The organism is Solwaraspora sp. WMMA2065, assembly GCF_030345075.1.
GTDB lineage: Bacteria > Actinomycetota > Actinomycetes > Mycobacteriales > Micromonosporaceae > Micromonospora_E.
This window is the reverse complement of record NZ_CP128361.1, coordinates 2,540,808-2,566,479: the sequence shown is the minus strand read 5'-3', so window position 1 is coordinate 2,566,479 and position 25,672 is coordinate 2,540,808. Positions and strand designations below refer to the sequence as shown.

21 protein-coding genes and 1 pseudogene are annotated in these 25,672 nt (G+C 71.2%); 12 read left to right on the top strand and 10 right to left on the bottom strand.

Going from position 1 to position 25,672, the window contains the following annotated elements:
* Positions 1-18: 18 nt before the first annotated feature.
* The 5 genes from O7610_RS11530 to O7610_RS11510 form a co-directional block, all read right to left on the bottom strand.
* The gene (locus O7610_RS11530; RefSeq protein WP_281550737.1) at positions 19-1,800 is read right to left on the bottom strand and encodes a putative bifunctional diguanylate cyclase/phosphodiesterase; all 1,782 of its coding nucleotides are present in this window, start codon (positions 1,798-1,800) and stop codon (positions 19-21) included.
* The gene (locus O7610_RS11525) at positions 1,793-2,602 is read right to left on the bottom strand and encodes an SAM-dependent methyltransferase (RefSeq protein WP_289213260.1); all 810 of its coding nucleotides are present in this window, start codon (positions 2,600-2,602) and stop codon (positions 1,793-1,795) included. The genes O7610_RS11530 and O7610_RS11525 overlap by 8 nt, the downstream gene beginning before the upstream one ends.
* A gap of 182 nt (positions 2,603-2,784) precedes the next feature.
* Entirely contained in the window at positions 2,785-3,453 is a 669-nt protein-coding gene (locus O7610_RS11520) for a response regulator transcription factor (protein ID WP_123602728.1), read from the bottom strand.
* Between the two features lie 7 nt (positions 3,454-3,460).
* A complete protein-coding gene (locus tag O7610_RS11515; protein ID WP_281555640.1) occupies positions 3,461-5,101 on the bottom strand; it encodes a GAF domain-containing sensor histidine kinase in 1,641 nt (546 codons plus the stop codon).
* A gap of 71 nt (positions 5,102-5,172) precedes the next feature.
* Positions 5,173-6,969, bottom strand: coding sequence for an AMP-dependent synthetase/ligase (locus O7610_RS11510; protein WP_289213259.1), 1,797 nt, complete (start codon positions 6,967-6,969; stop codon positions 5,173-5,175).
* Positions 6,970-7,140: 171 nt separating this feature from the next.
* On the opposite strand from O7610_RS11510, the gene O7610_RS11505 reads away from it, so the two are divergent.
* The 6 genes from O7610_RS11505 to O7610_RS11480 all read left to right on the top strand — a co-directional run bounded on the left by O7610_RS11505 (position 7,141) and on the right by O7610_RS11480 (position 12,485).
* Entirely contained in the window at positions 7,141-7,602 is a 462-nt protein-coding gene (locus tag O7610_RS11505; protein WP_281550734.1) for an SRPBCC family protein, read from the top strand.
* A gap of 14 nt (positions 7,603-7,616) precedes the next feature.
* Positions 7,617-8,324, top strand: a complete 708-nt coding sequence (locus O7610_RS11500) for a hypothetical protein (protein ID WP_289213258.1) — start codon at positions 7,617-7,619, stop codon at positions 8,322-8,324.
* A 105-nt stretch (positions 8,325-8,429) separates the two neighbouring features.
* A complete protein-coding gene (locus tag O7610_RS11495) occupies positions 8,430-9,377 on the top strand; it encodes an ROK family glucokinase (protein WP_289213257.1) in 948 nt (315 codons plus the stop codon).
* 24 nt (positions 9,378-9,401) lie between these two features.
* Positions 9,402-10,229, top strand: a complete 828-nt coding sequence (locus O7610_RS11490; RefSeq protein ID WP_289213256.1) for an endonuclease/exonuclease/phosphatase family protein — start codon at positions 9,402-9,404, stop codon at positions 10,227-10,229.
* A gap of 37 nt (positions 10,230-10,266) precedes the next feature.
* Positions 10,267-11,670, top strand: coding sequence for a flavin-containing monooxygenase (locus O7610_RS11485; protein ID WP_281550730.1), 1,404 nt, complete (start codon positions 10,267-10,269; stop codon positions 11,668-11,670).
* On the top strand, positions 11,667-12,485 hold the full coding sequence (locus O7610_RS11480) for an alpha/beta hydrolase (RefSeq protein ID WP_281550729.1): 819 nt from the start codon (positions 11,667-11,669) through the stop codon (positions 12,483-12,485). Before O7610_RS11485 ends, O7610_RS11480 begins: the two co-directional genes overlap by 4 nt.
* A 23-nt stretch (positions 12,486-12,508) precedes the next feature.
* Here O7610_RS11480 and O7610_RS11475 read toward each other — a convergent pair whose 3' ends face one another.
* The 4 genes and pseudogenes from O7610_RS11475 to O7610_RS11460 form a co-directional block, all read right to left on the bottom strand.
* Positions 12,509-13,921, bottom strand: coding sequence for an alpha,alpha-trehalose-phosphate synthase (UDP-forming) (locus tag O7610_RS11475; protein ID WP_289213255.1), 1,413 nt, complete (start codon positions 13,919-13,921; stop codon positions 12,509-12,511).
* A gap of 167 nt (positions 13,922-14,088) precedes the next feature.
* Positions 14,089-14,919, bottom strand: a complete 831-nt coding sequence (locus O7610_RS11470; protein ID WP_281555639.1) for a DUF308 domain-containing protein — start codon at positions 14,917-14,919, stop codon at positions 14,089-14,091.
* Positions 14,899-15,171, bottom strand: a pseudogene (locus O7610_RS11465) (DUF308 domain-containing protein); the annotation flags it as partial. The pseudogene O7610_RS11465 and the gene O7610_RS11470, both read right to left, overlap by 21 nt.
* 150 nt (positions 15,172-15,321) lie before the next feature.
* The gene (locus tag O7610_RS11460) at positions 15,322-18,903 is read right to left on the bottom strand and encodes an ATP-binding protein (RefSeq protein ID WP_289213254.1); all 3,582 of its coding nucleotides are present in this window, start codon (positions 18,901-18,903) and stop codon (positions 15,322-15,324) included.
* Positions 18,904-19,121: 218 nt separating this feature from the next.
* Here O7610_RS11460 and O7610_RS11455 point away from each other — a divergent pair, with 218 nt between their 5' ends.
* A complete protein-coding gene (locus O7610_RS11455) occupies positions 19,122-19,316 on the top strand; it encodes a hypothetical protein (protein ID WP_281550726.1) in 195 nt (64 codons plus the stop codon).
* 80 nt (positions 19,317-19,396) lie between these two features.
* Here O7610_RS11455 and O7610_RS11450 read toward each other — a convergent pair whose 3' ends face one another.
* Positions 19,397-20,089: a Crp/Fnr family transcriptional regulator gene (locus O7610_RS11450; RefSeq protein ID WP_281550725.1), complete on the bottom strand. Its 693-nt coding sequence runs from the start codon at positions 20,087-20,089 to the stop codon at positions 19,397-19,399.
* Between the two features lie 358 nt (positions 20,090-20,447).
* Between O7610_RS11450 and O7610_RS11445 the strand changes: the two genes are divergently transcribed.
* The 5 genes from O7610_RS11445 to O7610_RS11425 all read left to right on the top strand — a co-directional run bounded on the left by O7610_RS11445 (position 20,448) and on the right by O7610_RS11425 (position 25,619).
* A complete protein-coding gene (locus O7610_RS11445) occupies positions 20,448-20,954 on the top strand; it encodes a polyadenylate-specific 3'-exoribonuclease AS (RefSeq protein WP_281550724.1) in 507 nt (168 codons plus the stop codon).
* Between the two features lie 177 nt (positions 20,955-21,131).
* The gene (locus O7610_RS11440) at positions 21,132-22,160 is read left to right on the top strand and encodes a 6-phosphofructokinase (RefSeq protein WP_278170326.1); all 1,029 of its coding nucleotides are present in this window, start codon (positions 21,132-21,134) and stop codon (positions 22,158-22,160) included.
* Positions 22,161-22,292: 132 nt separating this feature from the next.
* Positions 22,293-23,111 (top strand): pyrroline-5-carboxylate reductase, encoded by an 819-nt coding sequence (gene proC / locus O7610_RS11435; RefSeq protein WP_281550722.1) that lies wholly within the window; start codon positions 22,293-22,295, stop codon positions 23,109-23,111.
* A 386-nt stretch (positions 23,112-23,497) separates the two neighbouring features.
* The gene (locus tag O7610_RS11430; protein WP_289213253.1) at positions 23,498-23,848 is read left to right on the top strand and encodes a DUF2203 domain-containing protein; all 351 of its coding nucleotides are present in this window, start codon (positions 23,498-23,500) and stop codon (positions 23,846-23,848) included.
* Between the two features lie 157 nt (positions 23,849-24,005).
* Complete coding sequence (locus O7610_RS11425; RefSeq protein ID WP_289213252.1) at positions 24,006-25,619, top strand: glycosyl hydrolase family 18 protein; 1,614 nt, start codon at positions 24,006-24,008, stop codon at positions 25,617-25,619.
* Positions 25,620-25,672: the final 53 nt, after the last annotated feature.

Here is a 25,672-nt window from a genome sequence, read left to right as displayed (position 1 = left end):
GTCCGGCTGCTTGCGGCGTCAGCCGAGTCGTTCGGTGATCCCGTCGGCTGGTCCAGGACGGCCGAAATGCCAGCCCTGGGCGGCGTCGCAGCCGATCGCCCGGAGCCGCTCGGCCTGCCCGGCGGTCTCCACTCCTTCGGCGGTGACCGTCAGCCGCAGCGTGTGGGCCAGCGTCACCAAGGTGAGCAGGATGCTCTCGTCGGTGCGGTCGGTGCCTGCCGAGGCACGGAGCCCTTCGACGAACTTCCCGGCCAGCTTCAGCTCGTGCACCGGCAGCGAGCGGAGGTAGGACAGGTTGGAGTAGCCCGTCCCGAAGTCGTCGATGGCGATCCGTACGCCCAGATCGGCCAGCTCGCGCAGGGTACGGACCGGTCCGTCGGCGGTGCTCATCAGGGCGCTCTCGGTGATCTCCAGCTGCAGCCGGCCGGCCGGTAGCCGGGTGTCGGCGAGTACCTCGGTCACGTACCGGACCAGACCGGGGTCGTTGACCTGCCGCACAGCCAGGTTGACACTGACGAACGGGGCGTTCGCGCTGCGGTCCAGCCAGCGCCGGGCCTCCCGGCAGGCTTCGGCCAGCACCCACGATCCGAGCCGGACGATCAGCCCGGAGTCCTCGGCGAGGGAGATGAACCGGTCCGGACCGAGTACCCCCATCGTAGGGTGCCGCCAGCGGACCAGCGCCTCGACGCCGAGCAGCGCGCCGCCGGCGAGCGCGACCAGCGGCTGGTAGTCCAGGAAGAACTCGCCCCGGTCGAGAGCGGTGGGCATCGCCGCGGACAGCGCGTACCGCGCCAGCTGGCGATCGTTGCGCACTGGATCGAACAGCGCCCACCGGCCCTTGCCCGCCGATTTCGCCCAGTGCAGAGTGACGTCGGCGGCCCGCATCACCTCGCTCGGGGTGGTGCCTGCGACCGTGCGCTCCACGATGCCGATGCTGGCGGTCACGGTCAGCTCGTGACCGTCGACGACGACCGGTTCGCCGATCGCGGCGAGCGCGGCCTCGGCGACCTTGAGCACGTCGTCGGTGCAGGTGGTGTCGGCGACCAGGATGACGAACTCGTCGCCACCGATTCGGGCCACCAGGTGTTCGCCGACGCCACGGCGCAGCCGCTCGGCGACCGAGACCAGCAGCAGGTCCCCGATGTGGTGGCCGAGGGTGTCATTGACGATCTTGAAGCCGTCGAGGTCGACGAAGCAGACGCCGAGTCGGCGTCCGTCCCCGCCAGTACGACCCGCCGTGCTGAACACGTCGTCCAGCCGCTGGGTGAACAGGCTCCGGTTGGGCAGGTCGGTGAGCGGGTCGTGGGTGGCCCGGTGCCGGTATCGGGCCTCGCTCTCCCGCAGCGCGATCTCGGCCTGCTCCCGGGCGACCAACGCCGCGCGGCGGATGGTCTCCTGCTCGTCCAGGGTGCGGTCGCGTAGTGCCCGGGTGTAGCCGGTGGCGATACTGCCGAGCAGCCGTGCCATCCGGTCCGGCATGTCCGGGTCGTCGATGTCCAGGTCGCGCAGTAGTCGCAGGTCGAGTACCTCGATGGTGCGGCCGAGCCCCTCAGCCGAGGCGATGTGCGCGGCGACCAGGTCCGAGCCGACCTGGTAGCCGACCCGGACGGTGAACGGCTCGGCGCGCAGTGCCGTGACGAGCCGTACGGTCAGGTCGCCGAGAAACGCCTCCAGCTGCTCCTGGGCCAGCGGCAGGTAGCTGGTCCCGGTTACCGCTTTGGCCCAGGCCCGGGCGACGGCGGCGACGCCCGGTGGCCGTCCACCGGGCGGATCGGCGGCCGGGTCGGACTGCTCAGCCACCGAGTCGGCCTACCCCGCCCATGAAGACGGCACGCTCGGCGTCCTCGGCCGCCTCGGGCGACTCAGGGCGCCACTGCGGCACCCAGACCACGCCCGGCGGTAGCAGGTCGAACCCGTCGAAGAAGCTGGTCAGCGCGGCCCGGGACCGGATGCTGAGCGGGTTGTCGGTGCGCCGGTAGATCTGGTCCGCCTCGCGGCGTTCCTCATCGCTGCGGCCGTCGTCGCTGGCCTGGGACAGGACCAGATGGCTGCCGGGCGCGAGCGCGGCGCGTAGCTCGGCCAGGATCGCGGCTGGGTCGTCGGAGTCCGGCACGAAATGCAGGACCGCGACGATCAGCACCGCGACCGGCTGGTCGAAGTCGAGTAGCTTGCGCACCTGAGGATCGTGCAGGATCCGTTCCGGGTTGCGCAGGTCCTCCTGCAGGATCGTGGTCCGGTCGTTGCCGGCGAGGATCTCCCGGCTGTGTGCGACGGCGACCGGATCGACGTCCACGTAGGCGACCTTCGATTCCGGTGCCAGCCGTTGAGCGATCTCGTGCACGTTGCCCACAGTGGGGATCCCGGAGCCGATGTCGAGGAACTGCCGGATTCCCGACTCGACGAGGAATTGCACGACGCGGCGCATGAAGGCTCGGTTCGCCTGGGCCATCAACGGGGCTTCGGGAACGGCCGTGATCATCGCCTGGGCGGCGGCCCGATCGGCGGCGAAGTTGTGTGAGCCGCCGAGATAATAGTCGTACATCCGGGCGACGCTCGGCCGCTCGACGTCGATGCTCTCCGGTGCCCAGTGCGGCCGATCCATCTTCGCCCCTTTTGTCCCTGTCTGACCGTTTGCTGGCTGGCTGCTGGCGCTAGCTAGCCATTGTGCCCGCTGCGTGCCCGGGCATCCAGAGCGTCCGACCCGCGAGGTTCCCGCCCGCACCGATCAGAGCCGCCACGGTCGACGTGGGCCGGCCCACCCGCCGCCGGCACCACGTGACCAGGTCAGAACTTCGGAGCGTCCGGCGCCTCCAACAGACCGAGCCGCAGCGCCGTCATCAGCGCCTGGGCCCGGTTCGCCGCGCCGAGCTTCTCGTACAACTTGGAAATATGCGTCTTCGCCGTCGACTCGCTGACGAACAACTGCTTGGCGATCCCGGCCACGCTCATCCCATCGGCGAGCAGGCGCAGCACCTGGCCCTCCCGGGGGGACAGTTGCGGCCCGGACGGCGCGAGCCGGCGTTTCATCGCCTCGGCCAGGTCAGCTGCGGTGAACGCGCTCGGCGACGAGGCCGCGTGCCGGGCCGCCGCGACCACCTCGTCCGCCGGTGCGGTCTTCGGCACGAACGCGCTGGCCCCGGCCTCGAGGGCGCCGAACAGCTGGTCGTCGCCAGCGTACATGGTCAACACCACGATGCCCATCGTGGAGCTGGACTTTCGCAGCGCCCGGGTCGCTTCAAGGCCGCTGCCGTCCGGCAGCCGCAGGTCCATGATCACAACATCTGGTTGCAGGGCGCCCGCCTGGCGTACACCCTCGGCCGCCGTCGCGGCCTCACCGACGACCTCGAACTGGCGGTCGCGCTCGAAAGCGTGCCGCAGGCCCTTCCGGATGAGGTCGTGATCATCGACAAGCAGGACCTTGGTCCGGGTGGTCGGTGTGGGGCTGGTGGTCATGCTGTGGCTACTCCCCTTCTGGTGCTGTCACGCTATCGCGCACGCTATCGCGCCGGGGCGAGGTTCCGAGCACCACTGCCACGGTCGTTCCGCTCGGGTGTCGTGGCCTGATCTCCAACCGGCCCCGGATACGTTCCGCTCTCTCTGCCATGATCGCAAGACCGTACCGCCCATCCGGACGCTGGTCGGCGATCCCCTGACCGTCATCCGACACTTCTATTTGCGTGTACGGCGGGTCAATGTCGCACGTGACCCACAGATTCGCGGCGCCGGCATGCTTGCGCGCATTGGTAATCGCCTCCTGGGCGATGCGCAGTAGTTCCGCCTCGGTGGCAGCCGGCAGCCGGGCCCCGGACTCGTCCAGCGACAGGTGCACCCGCAACCGGCCGGACGATCCGACGGTACGGGCGTACTCGGCGATCGCGGCCGCCAGCCCGCCGTGCCGGTCCACCTCACTGCGCAGCTCGAACAGGCTCAGCCGCAGCTCGGTGATCACCCGGGTGACCTCGCCGCGCAGTGTCCGCAGGTCCTCGGCGGTCTCGTCACTGCCCTCCGGCAGGGTGGCCAGGGCGTTGTCGATGCCGTACCCGACCATCACCAACTCCTGGGCCACCCCGTCGTGGATCTCCCGGGCCAGCCGTTGCCGTTCCTCGTTGGTGGCCAGCGACCGAACCTCGTCGAACAGCAGCGCGGCCTCCAGCCGCAGCGCTGCCGGGCGGGTCAACGCGGTGATCCGGGCAACCACCGGCGGTGGGTAGGCGTTGGCGCTGTCCGTCTCCAGAATCACCAGACCGACCGTGCGCACCCCGGCGACCAGCGGCACCACCAGCGCCGACACGTCACCGCCGGGGTGCGATCGGGCCTGGGACCGGGCCGCGGTCTGGGGCAGTTGGCTGGCCCAGGCGTCGGCAATGGCCGAATCCGCGTCCAGGGTCGTCTCCCAGTCGACCCGGTCCAGGCCGGCCTGGGCGAGCACCACCAGCCGCCCCCCACCGCTGCCGGAGAGCACCGCGGTGCGACCGGTCGGCGCCACCGCGCGCAGCTCCTCGATCAGATGCTCCGAGATGCTGCCCGGGTCGAGCGTGGCACCGGGCAGCTGCCGCGCGACGCTGCGCAGCTGGGTGAGCAGCCGGGTCGCCTCCGCGTACGGGGCGGGCTTGCTCTCCCCACGGGCCTGCATCACCTGCTGCAGCGTGCCGGCGGCCAGGATGCCCAGGCTGGCCAGGATCAGCCACTGGGTGCAGACCGCGACGAAGCCGAGCTGGGCCAGCTGCGGTCGGCCGTCGATCGTGGTGAACAACCCGCTGAGGGCCAGGGTGAGCGCGGTGACGCCGAGCAGCGCGGTCGCCTCGCGGGTCCGCCGTTGCAGCACCGCCACCGTCAACGGCACCGACAGGTACGGCAGCATCGCCGAGGCGCCCAGCCCGGCGCCGATGGAGCCGCGCAGGTTGGCGGCGGCGGCCACCTCACTCGTGGCCAGGCCGACGATGACGACCTCGGCGAGGCGGCCGAGCATGCTGATGACCGGGTGGCGGGGGACGAGCACCGCCGGAGCGCCGGCGACCGCCAGCAGCGCCACCCAGCGCAGTTCGCCGAGATCCCGGGTGGTGATCAGGGTCAGCACCGCGACGAGCGCGAGCATGACCAGGCGCGCCACCGCGGCGAGTGGATGCGGACGGGGCGCGTCGGACGTCGGTGCGGACACGTGACGGATGGTAGTCAGCTCCCGTAGATTTCGGCGATCTCGGCTTCGTGGTTGGCGTGCACCATCGCCCGTTTCACCTTCAGCGACGGGGTCAACTCGCCGCTCGCCTCGGTGAAGTCCCGGGCCAGTACCCGGAACCGCCGGATCGACTCAGCGGCCGAGACGGCGCGGTTCGCCTCGTCCACGGCCTGCTGGAGTTCAGCCAGCAACGCCGGATCGTCGCGTAGCTCGGCGACGGTGCGGCCAGGCGGGTGACCGTTGCGTTCCAGCCAGGCCGGCCAGGCGTCCTCGTCGACGGTGAGCAGCGCGGCGATGAACGGCCGGCGGTCGCCGACGACCACGCACTGGCTGACCAGCGGGTGGGCTCGCAACTGGTCCTCCAGCACGGCCGGCGTGACGTTCTTGCCGCCGGCGGTGACGATCAGCTCCTTCTTGCGACCGGTGATGGTCAGGAAGCCGTCGTCGTCGAGCCGGCCGAGGTCCCCGCTGCGGAACCAGCCGTCGTCGGTCAGCACCTCGTCGGTCTGCTGTCGGTTGTTCCAGTACCCCTGGAACACCAGATCGCCGCTGACCAGCACCTCGCCGTCGTCGGCGATCCGGACGCTGACGCCGGGCAGCGGCCGGCCGACGGTGCCGATCCGGATCGCGTGCTGCAGGTTGACCGACACCGCCGGGGAGGTCTCGGTCAGCCCGTACCCCTCGTAGACAGTCACCCCGATGCCGCGGAAGAAGTGCGCCAACCGGGCACCCAGTGGGGCGCCACCGGAGATCGCGGTGCGGCACCGGCCGCCGAGCGCGGCCCGCAGCTTCCGGTAGACCAGCCGGTCGAACACCGCGTGCCGGGCGCGCAGCCCGAGCCCCGGCCCACCAGGGGTGTCCAGCGCCTCGCTGTAGGCGACGGCCACCTGGTCGGCCCGGTCGAAGATGGCGCCCTTGCCGCCGTCGTATGCGCGCTGCCGGGCCGCGTTGTAGACCTTCTCGAAGACCCGGGGTACGGACAACACGAACGTCGGGCGGACGCTGGCCAGGTCGTCGACCAGGTTCTTCGGGTCGGCGGCGTGAGTCATGGTGGCCCGGGCGTGCACCGCGCCGATCTGGATCAGCCGGGCGAATGAGTGCGCCAGCGGCAGGAACAGCAGGGTGGCGGCACCCTCGTGGAACAGGTTCGGCAGGCCGGGCACCGCGTTGGCGATGTCGGCGTACATGTTCCGGTGGCTGAGCACACAGCCCTTCGGCCGTCCGGTGGTTCCACTGGTGTAGATGATCGTGGCGATGTCGTTCGAGGTCAGCTGCTGGCGGCGGTGCTGCACCTGAGCGGCGTCGACGGTCCCGCCCCGGGCCAGGATCTCGTCGAGACCACCGGTTTCCAGCTGCCACACCTCGCGTAGCGCGGGCAGCCGGTCGCGGACCGAGGCCAGGGTGATCGCGTGTCCGTTGGTCTCCAGCACGCAGGCGACCGCGCTGGAGTCGGCCAGGATCCAGGCGACCTGCTCGGCGCTGGACGTCTCGTACACCGGCACGGTCACCGCGCCGATCGACCAGATCGCGTAGTCGAGCAGCGTCCACTCGTACCGCGTCCGGCTCATCAGACCGACCCGGTCGCCGGCGGTGATGCCCGCGCCGATCAGGCCGCAGGCGACCGCCACCACCTCGTCGCGGAACTCCCGGCAGGTCACTTCCTGCTGCCCGTGGGGGCCGGGCCTGGTGAACTGCACCGCGTCGGGTGCTGACTCGGCGTTGTCCCAGACCGGATCGGTCAGGTTGGCGGCATCACCGACCGTGACGACCGGTGGTACGGAGAACTCGCGCACCTGCACTCCTTGCGCTCGCGGGCTGAGGCGGACCGGACCGGCGGTGCACGTCCGGCTACCCGCAACCTACCGGGCGGCCGATGACCTGCGCGGTCAGCCCGCTGCCGGGGGCGGCCGGATGGTTGTCGGCCACTGGCTTGATCTTGCCCGGCACCGGGTAGCCTGCCCCACATGGCGGAGTCCTCCACCAAGTCGATCGTCGTCGCCGCACCCGCGTCCCGGGTGACGGCGGTGATCTGCGACTTCGTGCGCTACCCCGAGTGGACCGAGGCGCTGGACCGGGTCGAGGTGCGCCAGGAGTACGAGGACGGATACGCGCGTGAGGTCCGCTTCGTGCTGGATGCCGGAGTGCTCGCCGACGAGTACACGTTGATCTACGAGTACTCCGAGGACCTGTCCCGAATCGAGTGGCGGCTGGCTGAGCCGTCCCGGATGCAGCGTCGGCAGGACGGTGCGTACGACATCGAGGACAACGGGGACGGGTCCACCACGGTGACCTACACGCTGGAGGTGGAGCTCTCCGTCGGGATGCTCGGGATGTTCCGCCGCAAAGCCGAAAAAATGATCATGGATGCTGCCCTGACACAGCTCAAGCACCGAGTGGAACAGCTCGGTACGACGGAGACAGGCTAGGGGGCGGGCCGACGGTGGGAACGGATCCTCGCTCGGCGCGGGCGGAGGCGGAACGGTTGGTGGCGACCGCGTTGGCGATGGCGCAGCTGGCGGCGCGCGGCCAGCGGCTCGGCGCTGGTGCCGCAAGTGGCCTCGGCCTGCTGCGTGACCTGCTGGGCGGCACCGGTCCGGTCGCCACCGGCGACCCGGCCTGCTGCGTCTGCCCGGTCTGCCGGGCCATCACGGTATTGCGTGATCCCAGTCCGGAGCTGGCCGACCGGCTGGCCGCCGGTGCCGGGGACTTCGCCGCCGGAGTCGCCAGCCTGTTGCGTGCCCTGGCCCCGGACCGTACGGCTGACCCCGCGGCGGCCCCGGACCGTACGGCTGACCCCGCAGCGCAGCCGGAGCCTGCGGCTGGTTCGCCGGCTGCGGATCCCGCCGGCCCGCCGCCGGACCGGCACGATCCGCCGACCGGCCGGATGACCTCGGACGACGAGGTCTGGCGCCAGGCCACCTGGACCATGGATGATTCGGACTCAGCGGGTGATCGGGACGTCTGGTCGGCCGCGACGAACGCCCCCGTCGACGTCGCCGGGACAGGCAAACCACCAGCCCGGGGCCGCCCCGGTGGTCCGGCGGTGACCGCCCCGGTGACACCCGGCGCGGATGCCGACAGGGCGGAGCCGGACCGGTCGGGTGCCACCCGGCCGGACCACGGCCGGCCGGGACCTGATCTGGCCTGATCCGGCACCGTCCGGCCGGACCACCGTCCAGCGGTGGACCGTCGCCGGAGGGGACCCGGTGCGGACACCGGCGCGCGAAGAGCACAGCAGAGGGGAGCGGCAGCGGTGACGCTGACCATCGGAGTCGACATCGGTGGCACCAAGGTCGCCGGCGGGGTCGTCGATCCGGACGGAAAGGTCCTGGCCCGGACCCGGCACGAGACGCCGGCCGACGACGTGGCCAAGACCCGGGACGTGATCGTCGAGGTGGTGCTCGAGCTGGCGGCGAACCACTCGGTCGGCGCGGTCGGCATCGGGGCCGCCGGTTGGATCGACGAGCGTCGCTCAACTGTGCTGTTCGCCCCGAACCTCGCCTGGCGGGACGAGCCGCTGCGGGACTACGTGAGCGCGGCGGTCGACCTGCCGGTGATCGTTGAGAACGACGCCAACGTCGCGGCCTGGGCAGAGTTCCGGCACGGCGCCGGCCGGGACGCCGCCGACTCGATGGTCATGTTCACCGTGGGCACCGGCATCGGCGGCGGCATCGTGTACGGCGGCGAACTCGTCCGCGGCGCGCACGGCATCGCCGCAGAACTCGGCCACATGCTTGCGGTTCCGGACGGACACCAGTGCGGCTGCGGCCGGCAGGGCTGCATCGAGCAGTACGCCAGCGGCAACGCACTGGTCCGGTTCGCCCGCGCCGGTGCCCGGCAGGAACCGGACCGGGCAATCAAACTGCTGGCCCTGGCCGGTGGCGACGCCGAGGCGGTGACCGGACCGATGGTCACCACCGCGGCCCGCTCCGGTGACCCGGTCTCCTGCGAGGCGTTCGCGCAGATCGGGCGCTGGCTCGGCATCGGCCTGGCCGACCTGGCGCAGATCCTCGATCCCGAGGTGATGGTGATCGGCGGCGGCGTCGTCGACGCGGGTGACCTGTTGCTCGGCCCCGCTCAACGGGCGTACACCGACGCGCTGGCCCAACGGGTCCGCATTCCGGTGGCCGAGGTGCGGCCGGCCGAGCTGGGCAACGCTGCCGGTGTGGTCGGTGCGGCCGACCTCGCCCGCCGGATCTGAGCCCATCGGGCCGAGGAGGGGACTGTGACGGCTGACCAGACGACCGCGCCACAGCGGGCCGGTGTGCGGTTGCGGGTGCTCACGTACAACATCCACGGCCAGCGTGACGACCGGGCCGCGCTGGCCGAGGTCGTCCGCCAGGTCGCACCGGACGTGGCGATTCTGCAGGAGGCACCGCGCCGGTGGCGGTGGCGTACCAGGTCCGCCGCGCTGGCGAACGCGTTCGACATGGTCGTCGGAGCCGGTGGGCCACCGCCGTTGGGCAATCTGGTGCTGACCACGCTGCGGGTACGGGTGACGGGTACCTGGTCGGTCCGGTTCCCGCTGACGCCCGGTCGGCACCTGCGCGGCGCGGTGTTCGCCCGCTGCGCGGTCGGCCCGGCCCGCTTCGTGGTGGCCGGATCGCATCTGTCCACTGATCCGACGGAGCGGCCGGCGCAGGCCCGGCTGCTACGTCAGGCCTGCGCCGACGTCGACGGATCGGTGATTCTCGGCCTGGACGTCAACGATCAGCCGGCGAACCCCGACGACCCTCCGTCGCCCGGCACCGACGCCCGGCCTGCGCCCGGCACCGACGCCCGTCCGCCGGGCGACACCGGTGCGGCGTGGCAGTTGGCCGCCGCCGGGTTCACCGACGCCGCTGCCGCCGTCGGGGCGGACCGGGCCGGCACGTTCCCGGGCCGCGACCCCCGCCGACGGATCGACGCGATCTTCGTCGATCCCCGCATCGAGGTGGCCGGCTGCCGGGTGGTGGACACCCCGGCGGCGCGGCGGGCAAGTGACCATCTTCCGGTCGTTGCCGATCTGGTGCTCACCGATCCGGCACCGGGACTGGACAAGCGGGGCGGCTAGCCGGCACGATTTCGCAGCCGTACGAAGGAGATTGCCGGTGTCTACTTCCGCTGACTACGACAGCCCCATCACCGGCACCGACCGGTGGCGGGACGACCGCCCGATCTCCGAACAGGGTGAGAACGTCTGCGTCATCGGTGCCGGGGCGAGCGGGTTGTGCGCGGTCAAGAACCTGCGCGAACAGGGGTTCGGGGTCGACTGTTACGAACGGGAGACGGGCGTTGGCGGTGCCTGGAACTGGCGCCACGACCGCAGTCCGGTCTACGCCAGCACCCACCTGATCTCGTCGAAGCCGTTCAGCCAGTACCCCGACTTCCCGCTGCCGGACAGCTGGCCCGACTACCCGCACCACAGCCAGCTGCTGGCCTATCTGGAACGCTACGCCGACCACTTCGATCTGCGCCGGCACATCTGGTTCGGCACCGAGGTGGTACGGGTCGAACCGGCGCCGGGGGACCGGTGGGACGTGACGACCCGCAGCGCCGGCGGCAACGGTGCCCAACGCACCCAGCGCTACGCCGCCGTGGTCGTCGCCAACGGACACAACTGGGCACCCCGGCTTCCCGACTACGAAGGATTGTCCGGTTTCACCGGGCAGGTGATCCACGCGTCGGCCTACCACGACGCCACTCAGCTGCGCGGCCGGCGGGTACTGGTGGTGGGCGGCGGCAACACCGGCTGCGACATCGCCGTCGAGGCCGGGCAACAGGCGGCCCGCTGCTGGCACTCCACCCGTCGCGGCTACTGGTACACCCCGAAGTACCTGTTCGGCCGGCCGAGTGACCAGGTCAACGCGGGGCTGCTCGCCCGGCGTCTGCCACGCTGGCTGCGCCAGGGAGTTCTCCACCGGCTGCTCCGGTTGGTCGTCGGCGACCAGACCCGGTTCGGGCTACCGGCTCCGGAGCACCGGGTGTTCGACGCCCATCCGGTGGTCAACAGCCAACTCGTCCTGCACATCGGGCACGGTACGGTCCGCCCGGTGCCCGACGTGGCCAGGTTCCGCCGGCATACCGTAGAGCTCACCGACGGCACCGAAGTGGATCCCGACCTCGTCGTGCTCGCCACCGGTTACCAGCCCCAGTTCGACTTTCTCGATCCGCGGGTGCTCGGCGTCGACGCGGACGGTCGGCCCCGCCTGCACCTGCACGCCTTCGCCCCGGGACACCCGACGCTGTCGGTGGTCGGGCTGGTGCAGGCGGAGTTCGGGGTCTTCCCGGTGGTCCACTGGCAGAGCGTGGTGGTCGCCCGGTGGCTGCGCGCCCGGTCGGCGGATCCGGCGGTCACCGCTGCCCTGGCCGGCCGGATCGAGGCCGGCGCGGGACGGCCCTGGCACGACGCCAAGGTGGCCGACCCGGCCCGGCGCTGGTTCGAGGTCAGTCACGACACCTACCTGCGCGCGCTGCAGGAGACCTTGGACAGTCTGGAGGTGGCGGCCCGATGAGTCGTACCCTTGCGGCCCCCCGCATCGTCCGTACCCGGGAGTGGGCCAGACCGGTCCCGGCGGTGCGTCGCGAGGTGCTGCACGCCGACGTGTCGCGCGACGAGGGCCGGCCGCCGCTGCTGTTCGTGCCCGGTTTCGGGCACGGTGCGTGGGTTTTCGCCGAGCATTGGTTGGAGCGGGCCGCCGAGCGCGGATTCCCGGCGTACGCGGTCAGTCTGCGCGGGCACGGGGACAGCGGGGCGGCGCCGCAGGCCGACCTGCGGGCGTACGTGCACGACGTGGTGCAGGCTGCGGCCGGCCTGCCCCGGCAGGCGGTGCTGATCGGGCACGGCGCTGGGGCGTTGGTGGTCGGTCACGCGTTGGCCCGCTACCCGGCGCGGGCCGCGGTGCTGGCCGCTCCCGTACTCGGTGGCTGGCCGCTGCTCGGCGCCGCGCTGCGTCGCAACCCGTTCGGCACCCTGCCGGCCGTCTTCGGCGGGGCGGTGCGGCTGCGCGCCGGTCAGCTGTTCAGCCGGGAGCTTCCGGAGGCCGTCGCGCTGTCCTACGTAAACCGTCTGGGGCGCGCGTCGGCCCGGGCCCAGTGGCAGCTGCTGGCCCGCCAGCGGGTCGAGCCGCCGGTCGGCGACCCGCCGGTGCTCGTTCTCGGTAGCCCGGACGACCGGGTGGTGCCGGTGTCAGTATTGGACCGCGCGGCCCGGCGGTACGGGGGTGCTCCGTTGCTGTTCCCCGGGATGGGCCACGATCTGATGCTCGACGCGCGGTGGACGGAACCGGTCGACGCGATCCTCGACTGGCTGGACAAGGGAGCCGGCTGACCGGCGACGGTAGACCGGTAGGATCAGGCGGTGAGCCGGGCGGCGAGGGAACCGGTGCGGTCCAGCGCGGTGAGGTAGCCGTGCACCCAGGCCCGGATGTCGTGGGTGCGCAGGTGCTCGCGCATGGAACGCATCCGGTCCGCCACGTCGGTGGGTGACGCCTCCAGCGCGTGCATCAGCGTCAGTTTGAGCCCGTCGAGATCGTGCGGGTTGACCAGGTACGCCTGCTGGAACTCAGCGGCGGCACCAGCGAACTCGCTGAGCAGCAGCGCACCGTCGTTGTCGACCCGGGCTGCCACGTACTCCTTGGCGACCAGGTTCATCCCGTCCCGTAGCGGGGTGACCGCCATGATGTCGGCGACCCGGTACAGCGCCGCGAGGTCGGCCCGGCTGAACGACTGGTTGAGGTAGTGGATCGCCGGTTCGCCGACCCGGCCGAACTCGCCGTTGATCCGTCCGACCTCGCGTTCCACCCGGTCGCGCAGGATGCGGTACTGCTCGACCCGTTCCCGACTGGGCACCGCGACCTGGACCATCACCGTGTCGCGGACCTTGATGTGCCCGTCGGCGATCAGTTCGCTGTACGCCTTGAGCCGTTGCTCGATGCCCTTGGTGTAGTCCATCCGGTCCACACTGAGGATGACGTGCTGCGGGTCACCGAGGTCGGACCGCAGCTGACGGGCCCGGTCCAGCACGTCCGGCCGGCCGGCGAGGGACTCCATCTCGGACATGTTGATCGACACCGGGAAGGCGCCGATGCGTACCACCCGGCCGTCGATGGCGATCCGCCGGTCGGTGGCCGGCACCTTGAGCACCTTCGTCGCCAGCTGGGCGAAGTTGTGCGCGGCCTGGGCGCGTTGAAACCCCACCAGGTCGGCGCCGAGCATGCCGAGCATCAGCTCGGCCCGGCGGGGCAGCTGCATGAACAGCTCCGGCGGCGGGAACGGAACGTGCAGAAAGAATCCGATCAGCAGGTCGGGCCGTAGCGCCCGGAGCATTCCGGGTACCAGTTGCAGGTGGTAGTCCTGCACCCAGACCAGCGCGCCCGGCTCGGCGGCGGCCGCCGCCGCCTCGGCGAAGCGCTGGTTCACCCGCTGGTACGCCTCCCACCACCTACGGTGGTATGCGGGCTGCTCGACGGAGTCGTGGTACAGCGGCCAGAGTGTGGCGTTGGCGAACCCCTCGTAGTGGTCTCTGATGTCCTCATGGGACAGAGCGACGGTGTGCATCCGTACGCCGTCGATGTCCGGCAGGCTCGGTGCCGGGCCGGCGCCACCGGCCCAGCCGACCCAGGTGGCCGGGGTGTGCTGCAGGATCGGGTGCAGGGCGCTGACCAGACCACCGGGGCTGCGACGCCATTCGCACGCGCCGTCGCGCGCGACGCTGTCGTCCACCGGCAGTCGGTTCGCCACCACGACGAGAGAACTCTGACGCATGAGGGGACCTCGTTTCGCTGCGGCGGTTGCCGCGCATGGCGAGTGATCACGAACTCGTGGGGGGATCGGCTACGAGAGTTATTCCTACTGAGACCAAGTTACGCGAGTGTTACAGAGTGACCACAGTCGTCAATGAATCCGAATTTTCGCCATCCGTTGGTCAGGTTTCAGACGACCGCGCCGTCGTCCAGATCGTCATCCTCGTCGTGATCCGGCCGCAGCCGCCAGATCAGCGTGACAAACCCACCGACCACGCCAGCGAAACCGAGCAGGATGGCCAGTCCACGATCCACCGGAAGCACCGTCGGGAAGACGAAGAGGATGAAGCCGGCGATGATCGCCAGTACCCCGAGGACCGCAGCCGACGACAACCGGGGCAGCGGAGGCGGCAGGGGAGGGGTGTATCCCTCCTCCGGCTCGTCGGGTAACCGGGCACCGAAGGTGTCCAGCCCATCCAGTAGGGACGGCTCGTCGTCTCGCCGTCCGACGGAGATGTTGGTGTAGCCGACCGCCCACGGCAACGGGTCCGGCGTGCCGGTGGCCGTGATCTCCGGCTCGGCGCGGCCGCGACCGTCGTCGCTGTCCCGGCCGTCGCTGTCCCGGTTGAGGCCGGCCCGATCGGTCGTGCCCCGGCGATCGGTGGCGTCCCGGCCGGCCGGCTCACGGCCGTCGCCCTCGCCTGCGGTCCCGTCCCGGCGTGGACCGTCGGCGAGCGGATCCCGACCGGTCGACCGGCCCTCCACCGGCAGGTTCTCGACCGGCGGCAGATTCTCGGCGGCCGGCCAGGGCGCGGCGGTGGGGTCCGCTGGAGCCGGAACGTGGTAGTTGGCGATGATGCCGGCCCAGACGGCGTCGACATCGGCGTCCCGACCGGCCTGCTGCCCCGCGCCGGCCGGAACAACCGGGTCCGACGCCGGCGACGTGGTCTGCCCGGACCCGGTCGTCGGGGAACCGGAGCGGCTGCCCGGCGCGACCGGGCCGTCCTCGGCCAACTGCACCAGGTAGCCCCGGGCGGTGTCCAGGTGCGCCCGGTCGACGAAGAGCCGGTCCACCGGCCGGGCCGGCACGGTGGTCGTGCGGGTGACCGGATTGACGTCCGACGACGGCTGAAGGTAGGCCGCGATCCCACCGGCGGCGAGCACGTCGAGCAGGTGTTCGCCGACCCGTGGGTCGACGTCGCCGGCCACGGCGTACTCGGATGCGTCGAGGCCGTTGTCCCGCCGCCCTCGACGCGCGCCACCCGCAGACACCGAATCAACTCCTCACCGGCCGCCGTCGGGCCCTGTCCGCCGGCGGACCCCCGGCCGGGGGCGTGCCGTGCCCTTGAATCGTGACACGCCGGTAGGTGGTTGTGGGAGTGCGTTGTGCGGTGCCGTGCCCGTGAACCTCGCCGCCTGCGGTCACGACGCCAGGGTCGGAGACCAGCGGTAGCCGCCCGCGTCCTGATCGCCGAGGTGCAGCAACCCGGGTGCCTTGTTGCGCAGCGCGAAGCTTCGCACCTCGGCCAGCGCCGCCGCGTCGGCATCGCGGTCGCCGCCACGCCGCCACGCCGCCACGGCCAACGCCAACGCGATCATCCGGTCGGTGGTCGCGTCGATGTCGGCGAAACCGGCCGCCGCGGCAGCATACAGCTCACCTGCCGCGCGGTTTTCGCCGTCGGCCGCCGCCACCGCCGCGGTCACCGTCCGCAGCGCGGCCTCGGCCCACGGGGTGCGATGCTGCACCCGGTCGAGCATCGCCCGGACCTGCACCGCCGCGCCACGCCCGGCGAACGCGGCGGCGAACGCGGCGGCCGCGATCCACTCGCCGCTGGCCAGCGCGGGCACCTTCGACCAGGACCGGTCCAGCTCGTCGAGCAGCGCTGCAGCCTCCACACCCCGTCCCTGCAGCGCCCGGCACAGTGCGCCCAACCCGAGGCTGTTCCAGTACGGCCGACGGAAGCCGCTGTCCCGGGCCGCGCGCACCGCGTCGGCGACGTCGTCGACCCCGCTCTGGTCGGCCATCGGCACCGGATCGCCGCGCAGCACCCGCAGACACGCCCGTAGGCCCCGTACCTGGATGTCCCACCGGCCACTGGGCGTCGCGACGAAGGCGTCGGCCGCAGCGAGGAAGGCGGCGAAGTCCCCGGCGAAGTAGGCACGCATGGCTTCGCCGGAGTATCCGGTGCTCAGCCCGGAGCCGGAGGCGGCACCGGACATCAGCTCCTGGGCGCCGGACCAGTCGCCCTCTTCACACAACGCGTACGACAGGTTCTGCAGTGCCCGGGGCAGCGCGAGCAGTTGGTGCTCGCGACACATCGCGGTGGCCGCCCGCAGCTCGTCGAGCCCGGACCGGTCCCCGGACTGGTACCGGGCCATGGCAACGGTGATCCGGGCGTTGACCAGCGTCTCGGTCAGCCCCAGCCGGTCGGCGATCTCGGCCGCCGCGCCGGCCGCCGCGACCGCCGGATCCCGTTCCAGGTTGAGCATGTGCAGCCGGCCCAGCTCGGCGTACGCGTCGGCCTTCTGATCGGTGTCCGGCAGCGCGTCGAACAGCTCCACCGCCCGGTCCAGGCAGCGCAGCGCCTCGTCCCGGTCGGTCCGCAGCCAGGCGGCCCGCCCGAGCAGGGTCCAGGCCCGGGCCGCGCACCCCTGATCGTCGACGTCGGCCAGCTGGTCGGCGAGCGTACTCAGCCGTTCGGTGCCCCCGTCGGCGAGGAAACCCGGGCCGTCGCGCAGAAACGCGAGCTCGGCACCGAGCAGTTCGAGCTGCAACCGCTCACCCAGCCCGTCGGTGCCGGCGACGGTCACCAGGCGCAGCGCGCGTTCCACGTGCCCGCTCGCCACGTCCAGCGCGTGTAGGGCGTACGCCCGGCGGGCCGCACGGTGCAGGGCGTCCCGGGCGGCCCCGGCGTACCCGTGGGTCTCCAGACCCAGCGTGTCCGCGATCTCGTGCGCCGCCCACCGGTGGTGGGCCAGCACCTCGGCCAGGTCGGTGTCCCGGTCGCCGGCGAGGGTGTCCAACCAGTCGGCGGTCCGGGCGTGCCGGGCGACCCGTTCGTTACGGGGCAACCGCTGGTAGCAGACGTCGCGGACCAGCACGTGGCGGAACCGGAACTCGGGTTGCTGCGCCATCGTCGAATCCGGCTGTTCGTGGACGAAGTCGCGCTGCTCCAACCGGCGCAGCGCCCGGTCGACCAGCTCCACCGGCTGGCCGAGGGCGGCGGCGACCGCGCCGGGCCAGAACTGCACCCCGACCACGGCGGCGGCGAGCAGCACCGCCCGGTCGGTGGCGTCCAGCAGATCCATCCGGTTGGCGATCACCCCGTGCACACTGTCCGGGATCGGCAGCCGTCCGCTGCGGGTCAACGCCCAACCACGGCCGCTGCGCCGCAACGCCCCCTGCTCCATCAGCATCCGCACGTACTCGTGGGCGTAGAGCGGGTTGCCGTCGGCCACCTCGATCAACGGGCCGAGCAGATCGGCCGAGAACGGCGCCGCGCCGAACATGTGCGCGTACAGCGCGGCCACTCCGGTGTCGCGCAGCGGCGGCAGGGTGATGGTCAGCGCGCCCGGGGTGGTGCCCGCCCAGGCCGGCTCACGGCTGGTCAGCTCGGGCCGGGCGGTGCACAGCAACAGCAGCGGCACCTGCCGGGCGGAGGCGCCGAGCAGCTCGACGAAGCGCAGCATCGCCTCGTCGGCCCAGTGCAGGTCCTCGAAGACCAGCACGGTCGGCTGCCGGGCGGCCAGGGCGAGCAGGAAGCGCCGCCACGCCGACTCGGTCTCCTCGGCCGGCAGGTTGCGGTGCGGCAGCCCGACCAGTGGGCGCAGCGCGTCGACCAGCCGGTCCGCCTCCGGCCCGACCAGCCCCTGGACCCCGGCGGCCAGCTTCTGCTCGGCGACGGTGGCCAGGTCGGTGTCGAGGATGCCGGCCTCGGCCTTGACGATGTCGGCGAGCGCGGCGAACGTGACGTTCTCCCCGAACGGCGGGCAGCGCCCGATCCGCCAGGTGACCGGCTGGTCGACCAGGCGTTCGGTGTGCCGCAGCAGCTCCCGGACCAGCCGGCTCTTGCCGATGCCGGCCTGGCCGAGCAACGTGAGCACCTGGGGCCGCTGGTCGCGGATCGACCGGTACAGCGCGTTGACCAGCAACCCCAACTCGTGTTCGCGGTCGATCAGCGGGGTCGCGTCGGTCTGCCGGTCGGCCGGCACCGGACGCAACGGGGCCAGCGCCAGCCACACCTCGGTCGGTGACGACCGTCCGCGCAGCGTCACCGCCGGTTGCGGATCGTAGCGGATGGCCTCCTTGGTCAGCCCGTGCGTGACGCCACACACCAGCAATCCGTCGGTCGGTGCCACCGACTGCATCCGGGATGCGGTGTTGACCACGTCGCCGGCCAGGAACGCCTGGCCACCGTCGCGGGCCGCACCGGTGTCGACCAGCGCCTCGCCGGTGGCCACGCCGATACGGAACCGGAGTCCCTCGCCGGCGGAAGCGGTGAACTCGGTCAGGGCGCGGCGCAGGTCGAGCCCGGCCCGGACGCAGCGCAGGGCGTCGTTCTCGGTGGCCACCGGCGCACCGAACAGCGCCATCACCGCGTCGCCGATGTACTTCTCCACCACCCCGCCGTACTGGCCGACGACCCGACGCGCGATGGAGAAGAAGTTCGTCTGCATCCGCCGGACCTGTTCGGGATCGACCCGTTCCACGTACGGCGTGAAGTTGATCAGGTCGATGAACAGGACGCTGACCCGACGTCGGTCCTCCTGACTCGGCTCGGTCGGCCGTCGGCCGCCCTGCGGCTGCCCGCAGGAGGTGCAGAAGCTCGCGTCGGCCGCCAGCGGGCGTTCGCAGTGCGCGCAGACAGGGATGAGCGCCGTACCGCAGCCGCCGCAGTAGCGGTCGTCGTCGGCCGCGGTCCGGCCACACTTTTCGCACGGGGCAGCGATGCCAGCCTCCTCGCGGGAACGTCGAGTCGGGAGCCTACTGTCGCATCTGGCCACCTGCCCTGGCCAGCGGCTTCGCCTGGCCGGGCGTGGTGGTGCCGGACCCGACCTGCCGGGGTGGCCGGACTCACAGGTCACGGCGGGTGCGTCAGGCCGAGTATCGCCGGTGCGGTCAACTGTCCAAAACCGGGCTGTTGGCTAATGGACAGTCCATCTACGGGTGGTACCGGGCTACATTCATCTGGCCAGATCAGACCGAGCAGGGGAGTCCTGACATGGTGTACGTCAAGTTGGAGCAGGACTGGACGGATCCGTCCGGGGCCAGCCACGGCGCGGGGGAGATGATCGATCTCGACGCCGGCACGCTGGCGAAGTTGCAGGAGGAGGGTGTCGTGGCCGAGGAGTGGATCGGTCCGACCGGGGAGAAGGTCGGCACCAACTGGATCGGCCCGACCAGCAGCCAGCCCTGACGGCGGCAGACGTCAGACCCGGCGGTACGCGCGCCACGCGCGTGCCGCCGGTTTCGTCCTCAGCGGTCGGCCACTCCGGCTCAGCGGTCGGCCATCCCGGCCCGGCGGCGCAGCGCGGCCACGTCGGTCACCACGATCCGCCGACCCTCGGTACGCAGCCAACCTCGGTTGCTGAACGATCCGATCGCCTGGTTGACGCTCTGCCGGGAGCCACCGGCCATCTCCGCCAGTTGGCTCTGGTTCAACTCGATGGTGATCATCGGTGCCTGGCTCTCCCCGGCCAGCCGGACCAGCGTCTTGGCCACCCGACCGGGCAGATCGAGGAAGACGTGATCGGCGTTCTGCTCGGTGAGCCGGCGGATCAGCCCACCGAGCGAGCGCATCACCGCGTCGAGGATGCGCGGGTTGGAGTGCACCAGATCCATGAACGCGCCCCGGGACAACGCCAGCGCGGTGCAGTCCTCGATGGCCTCGGCGGACGCCGACCGGGTCGACGCGTCCAGCAGCGACACCTCGCCGAGCACGTCGGGTGGGCGGACGACGGACAGCACTGCACGTTCGCCGGTCGGCGCGGTGCGGAAGACCGCGACGGCACCCCTCTTGAGCACGATGAGCGATTCGCCCGGGTCGTTCTCGACGAAGAGCAACTGACCCCTGCGGTAGGTGCGGGGTACGGCGGCAGCGATGACCCGTTGCCGGACCTCCGGTTCGAGCCCGGCGAACATGTCCACGCCGGTGAGCGCGTCACCCGGCTCCGGCAGGCGCATCTCCACGGTCCAACCCCTCCCCACCAAGGGCACCATCCCACCGGGGGCACCATCGTGCCCGTCCGGGGTGCATCACCCGACCCAGGCGAACATGAAATAGATACCGTTCGGACAACGGTGTCAACATCAGATCATGGCTGCCGTGTCGCGTGGTGTACACCCCCACAATCATTTCTGTGACAGTCCTGTGCCCGACAAACCGGCAGGCTAGCGGCCAGATCCACCGGCGGGTGGGGGCCGACACGGGGGCCCGGCGGATCCGGCCGTGGGGATGCGGTACCGGTCGGAGCGAGCTGGTCGACAGCGACGCTCCGGCCGGTACCCCGATGGGGGTCTATTTCCGGTATCGGCGAGGATGGCGGTAATGATCTACCGCTACTTCTACGACTGCGAGTTCATCGAGGACGGGCGCCTCGTCGACCTGGTTTCGATCGGTGTCGTCGACGAGCACGGCCGGGAGTTCTACGCGGTCTCTACCGAGTTCGACGGTGCCCGGGCGGTGCCGTGGGTGCGTCGTCACGTGCTCGACAAGCTGCCGTCACCGGCCGATCCGGCCTGGCGGTCCCGGTCACGGATCCGCGACGACCTGTACGCCTTCCTGGTCGCGCCGCTGCGCGACGGTTCGGCCACCGAGTTGGAGCTGTGGGCCTGGTACGCCGCGTACGACCATGTGGCGCTGGCCCAGTTGTGGGGGGCCATGCCGGCCCTGCCCCGGGAGATCCCCCGGTTCACCAAGGACCTGCGGCAGCGGTGGGACGACGTCGGTCGGCCGGATCTGCCGGCGTCGGCCGCCGACCGGCACGACGCGCTCGTCGACGCACGCCACAATCTCGCCCGCTGGCAGGTGATCTGCCGGGCGTACCTGCGGTGACCGGGCCACCGACGGTCCGGTGATCCTCGGGGTCTGCTCGCCCGGTCGCTGGCCGGGCCGATAAAGTGCGCACTGACGGCCCGCCCCGGGCCGGCAATGATGCCGACGGTCTGACCGGACTTCGTTCCTGGGGCTCGAGTGGGTCTACCGCACAGTTTCCTGGAGGATGAGCGGATCATGCGTATCGGCGTGCTCACCGGCGGCGGCGACTGCCCCGGCCTGAACGCAGTGATCAGGGCGGTGGTGCGCAAGGGCGTCGCCAGCTACGGTCACGAGTTCATCGGATTCCGCGACGGCTGGCGCGGACCGCTGGAGGGGCTGAGCCGGCCTCTCGGTATCGACGAGGTACGGGGCATCCTGCCCCGGGGTGGCACCATCCTCGGTTCGTCCCGGACCAACCCGTTCAAGATCGACGGCGGGGTCGAGCGGATCAAGGAGAACCTGGCGTCCCAGGGCGTGGACGCCCTGGTAGCGATCGGCGGCGAGGACACCCTCGGCGTCGCCACCAAGCTGCACGAACTCGGCGTCCAGGTGGTCGGCGTGCCGAAGACGATCGACAACGACCTCGGCGCCACCGACTACACCTTCGGCTTCGACACCGCGGTCAACATCGCGATGGAGGCCATCGACCGGCTGCACACCACCGCCGAGAGCCACCACCGCACCCTGGTGGTCGAGGTCATGGGTCGGCATGCCGGCTGGATCGCGCTGCACGCCGGACTCGCCGGCGGGGCGAACGTGATCCTGCTGCCGGAGCGCGAGTTCGACGTCGAGCAGGTCGCCACCTACGTCGAGAAGCGCTTTCAGAAGCAGTACGCCCCGATCGTGGTGGTCGCCGAGGGCGCCCACCCGATGGAGGGCCAGATGGTCCTGCAGAACAAGGAGCTTGACTCCTTCGGCCACGTCCGACTCGGCGGCATCGGCCAGTGGCTCGCCGAGCAGCTGGAGGCCAAGACGGGCAAGGAGGCCCGGACCGTCGTGCTGGGGCACATCCAGCGCGGCGGCACCCCCACCGCCTTCGACCGGGTGCTCGCCACCCGGCTCGGCCTGCACGCCATCGACGCCGCCAACGACGGAGACTGGGGCAAGATGGTCGGTATCCGGGGGACCGACATCGTCCGGGTGCCGTTGGCCGAGGCGACCCGGGAGCTCAAGACCGTGCCACTGGAGCGCTACACCGAGGCCGAGGTCTTCTTCGGCAGCTGACGACCGATTTCGGGCCGGGATGGGCGGCTCTCGCCAGGGCGCCGCTCCGCCCGGTCCGGCGCGGTTCGGTTCGGTCCGGTTCTGGTTCGTCGCGGTTCGGTTCGGACCGGTTCGAGAGAGGATGACGTACGGATGTCTCCCGGCGCGCACAAGGTGGCCGTGATCGGTGCCGGCAAGATCGGCGAACTGGTCCTCTCCGGCCTGTTGCGGGCCGGCTGGCCGGCCGATCAACTGCTGGCCACGACCCGGCGGCGGGAGCGGGCCGAGGACGTCGCGGTGCGCTACGGCGTGTCGGTGGTGGACAACCACACCGCAGTGGCCGAGGCGGAGGTGCTGGCCGTGGCGGTCAAGCCGCAGGACGCCGCCACCCTGCTGGACCAGATCGGCCCCAAGGTGCCGGCGGACAAGCTGGTCGTTTCGCTCTGCGCGGGCCTGCCGACCGAGTTCTTCGCCCGCCGGCTACCGGACGGCACCCCGGTGGTACGGGTGATGACCAACACCCCGGCGCTGGTGGACCAGGCGATGACCGCCATTTCCGCTGGCCGGCACGCCACCGCCGCGCATCTGGCCCTCGCCGAGGAGATGTTCCAGCCGCTCGGTGTCACGATCCGGGTGCCGGAGACCCAGCAGGACGCGGTCACCGCGTTGTCCGGTTCCGGCCCGGCCTATTTCTACCTGCTGGTCGAGGCGATGATCGACGCCGGAATTCTGCTCGGGCTGCCCCGCCAGGTGGCGCACGACCTGATCGTGCAGACGGCGATCGGTTCGGCGGTGATGCTGCGGGACTCCGGCGAGCATCCGGTCAAGCTGCGCGAGGCCGTCACCTCGCCGGCCGGCACCACCATCTCGGCCATCCGCGAGCTGGAGAACCACGGGGTCCGGGCGGCGCTGCTCGCCGCCCTGGAAGCGGCCCGCGACCGTGCTCGGGAGTTGGCCGCGCAGCACGGCTGAGGTATTCATTCACGCTCACCCTCTTCCGCTGAACGTGTCGGTGTGGCTACCGTTTGCGACATAGGTGGTCGTAGGTGGCTCGACGGGAATGAAGCCCGCCGGAGCTGAGCGACCGCCGCACCGGCGTCGTGTCGTGACTTCCCCTGCGGCGACGTCGACAGCCGGCCCTGGCTGCCCCCCTGCGGCCGGCTGCCGGGCGCGTTCCGCCGACGCGCCCAGTGCCGCCGCCGGCGCACGGCGACCGGCGGCGGCCCGGGGCAGCCGTCCGGGTCAGTGGCCGTGCCGGGCGGTCAGGCCGCAGTCCGGCGGCCTTGTGTAACGGTCGGCCGCAGTCCTCCGGTGACCGGTCGACCCACGAAGAGTGGTGATGGACCATACTGGAGAACGTGTTCACCCTCGCCCAGGCACGCCACCTGATGGCAACCCTCCGTCCACGGATCGACGAGTTGGTCCTGCTCCGCGCTGACCTGGCTGAGTTGCGGGCGGATCTGGCGGCCGGATCGGACAGCCCGCACGGCGGTCTGGCCGAGGTGAAAGGGCTGGAAGCGCGGATCTACGGGATTCTCGACGAGCTGAACGAGCAGGAGATCCAGGTCAAGAGCGTCGCCCCGGTGCTGCTCGACTTCCCGGGCGAGCTGGACGACCGTCCGGTCCTGTGGTGCTGGCTGGAGGGCGACGGCGAGATCCGCTGGTACCACCGCCTGGAGTGCGGGTTCTCCGGCCGCCGCCGGATCTGAGCCCCGGGTTCGTCCCGCGCGGTCCCCGCTGCTGTCGGGATGACACCTGGTCGAGTCGCAGCCATCGAGATATCGACATCTTGACGAACTGGTCGATGTGTGAGTAGCGTCTCAGGCACTTTATGGAAAGTTTCCTAACTAAATGGGGAGACGCCTGATGAGAAGATCACTGCGCCGCGCCGTCTGGGCCGGGGCGCTGGCCGTGGTGACGGCTGCGGCGGCGGTGCCGGTCACTGCGGCGTTCGGCGCCGGCACCATCTCCGCCAGCTTCGTCGCCAGCTCCGACTGGGGTACCGGCCACGAGGTCCGGGTGACGGTCGCCAACGGCTCCGACGCCACCGTCGGCACCTGGCGGATCGAGTTCGACCTGCCGGCCGGTACCACCATCAGCAGCTTCTGGGACGCCGAGGTGACGCGCAGCGGCAACCGGTACACCGCGGTGAAGAAGAGCTGGGCCGGTGGTCTCGCGCCAGGAGCCTCGTTCAGCTGGGGATACATCGGCACCGGCGCCTTCCGGGCACCGCAGAACTGCACCATCAACGGGGTCTCCTGCGCAGGCGGCCCGGCCCCGACCACCGCGCCACCTCCGACGACGGCGCCGCCTACCACCGCGCCGCCTACCACGCCACCGCCGACGACTCCGCCCCCGCCGCCCGGTGGGCAGAAGGTGGTCGGCTACTTCACCCAGTGGGGGGTCTACGCCCGCAACTACCACGTGCGCAACATCCACACGAGTGGGTCGGCGTCGAAGATGACTCACATCATGTACGCCTTCGGCAACACCGCCGGTGGGCGCTGCGCCATCGGGGACAGCTACGCCGATTACGAGAAGGCGTACACCGCCGCGGACAGCGTCGACGGGGTCGCCGACACCTGGGACCAGCCGTTGCGGGGCAACTTCAATCAGCTGCGCAAGCTCAAGGCGATGTATCCGCACCTGAAGGTGATCTGGTCGTTCGGCGGCTGGACCTGGTCCGGCGGCTTCACCCAGGCCGCGCAGAACCCGGCCGCGTTCGCCGAGTCCTGCTACAACCTGGTCGAGGACCCGCGCTGGGCGGACGTGTTCGACGGTATCGACATCGACTGGGAGTACCCCAACGCCTGCGGCCTGACCTGCGACTCCAGCGGTCCTGCGGCATTCCGGAACCTGATCTCGGCACTGCGTGACCGGTTCGGGTCGAGCGCGCTGGTGACCGCGGCGATCACCGCGGACGGCAGCAACGGCGGCAAGATCGACGCGGCCGACTACGCCGGAGCGGTCGGCGACCTGAACTGGATCATGCCGATGACGTACGACTACTTCGGTGCCTTCAACGCGCAGGGACCGACCGCCCCGCACTCGCCCCTGACCTCGTACCCGGGAATCCCGCAGCAGGGCTTCTGGTCGGACGCGGCGATTCAGAAGCTGAAGAGCAAGGGCATCCCGGCGAACAAGCTGCTGCTCGGCATCGGCTTCTACGGTCGGGGCTGGAGCGGCGTCAGCCAGAGCGCTCCGGGGGGCACCGCCACCGGTCCGGCGCCGGGCACCTACGAGCAGGGCATCGAGGACTACAAGGTGCTCAAGAACACCTGTCCGGCGACCGGCACCGTCGGCGGCACCGCGTACGCCAAGTGCGGCAACAACTGGTGGAGCTACGACACCCCGGCCACCATCGGCGGCAAGATGAACTACGCCAAGGGGCAGGGCCTCGGCGGGGCGTTCTTCTGGGAGTTGTCCGGCGACACCGGCAACGGTGAACTGGTCAGCGCGATCCGCACCGGTCTCGGCTGAGGCTGAAACCACCACCCGCACGGGTGTCCGGGGGCGGCGGGTACGCCGCCCCC

Bases quoted from the DNA above. Each gene is read 5' to 3' on its own strand.
- O7610_RS11505 (WP_281550734.1), top strand. From the start codon at position 7,141: ATGGCGGAGTCCTCCACCAAGTCGATCGTCGTCGCCGCACCCGCGTCC.
- O7610_RS11520 (WP_123602728.1), bottom strand. From the start codon at position 3,453: ATGACCACCAGCCCCACACCGACCACCCGGACCAAGGTCCTGCTTGTC.
- O7610_RS11480 (WP_281550729.1), top strand. From the start codon at position 11,667: ATGAGTCGTACCCTTGCGGCCCCCCGCATCGTCCGTACCCGGGAGTGG.
- O7610_RS11455 (WP_281550726.1), top strand. From the start codon at position 19,122: ATGGTGTACGTCAAGTTGGAGCAGGACTGGACGGATCCGTCCGGGGCC.
- proC (WP_281550722.1), top strand. From the start codon at position 22,293: ATGTCTCCCGGCGCGCACAAGGTGGCCGTGATCGGTGCCGGCAAGATC.
- O7610_RS11525 (WP_289213260.1), bottom strand. From the start codon at position 2,602: ATGGATCGGCCGCACTGGGCACCGGAGAGCATCGACGTCGAGCGGCCG.
- O7610_RS11440 (WP_278170326.1), top strand. From the start codon at position 21,132: ATGCGTATCGGCGTGCTCACCGGCGGCGGCGACTGCCCCGGCCTGAAC.
- O7610_RS11425 (WP_289213252.1), top strand. From the start codon at position 24,006: ATGAGAAGATCACTGCGCCGCGCCGTCTGGGCCGGGGCGCTGGCCGTG.
- O7610_RS11445 (WP_281550724.1), top strand. From the start codon at position 20,448: ATGATCTACCGCTACTTCTACGACTGCGAGTTCATCGAGGACGGGCGC.
- O7610_RS11475 (WP_289213255.1), bottom strand. From the start codon at position 13,921: ATGCGTCAGAGTTCTCTCGTCGTGGTGGCGAACCGACTGCCGGTGGAC.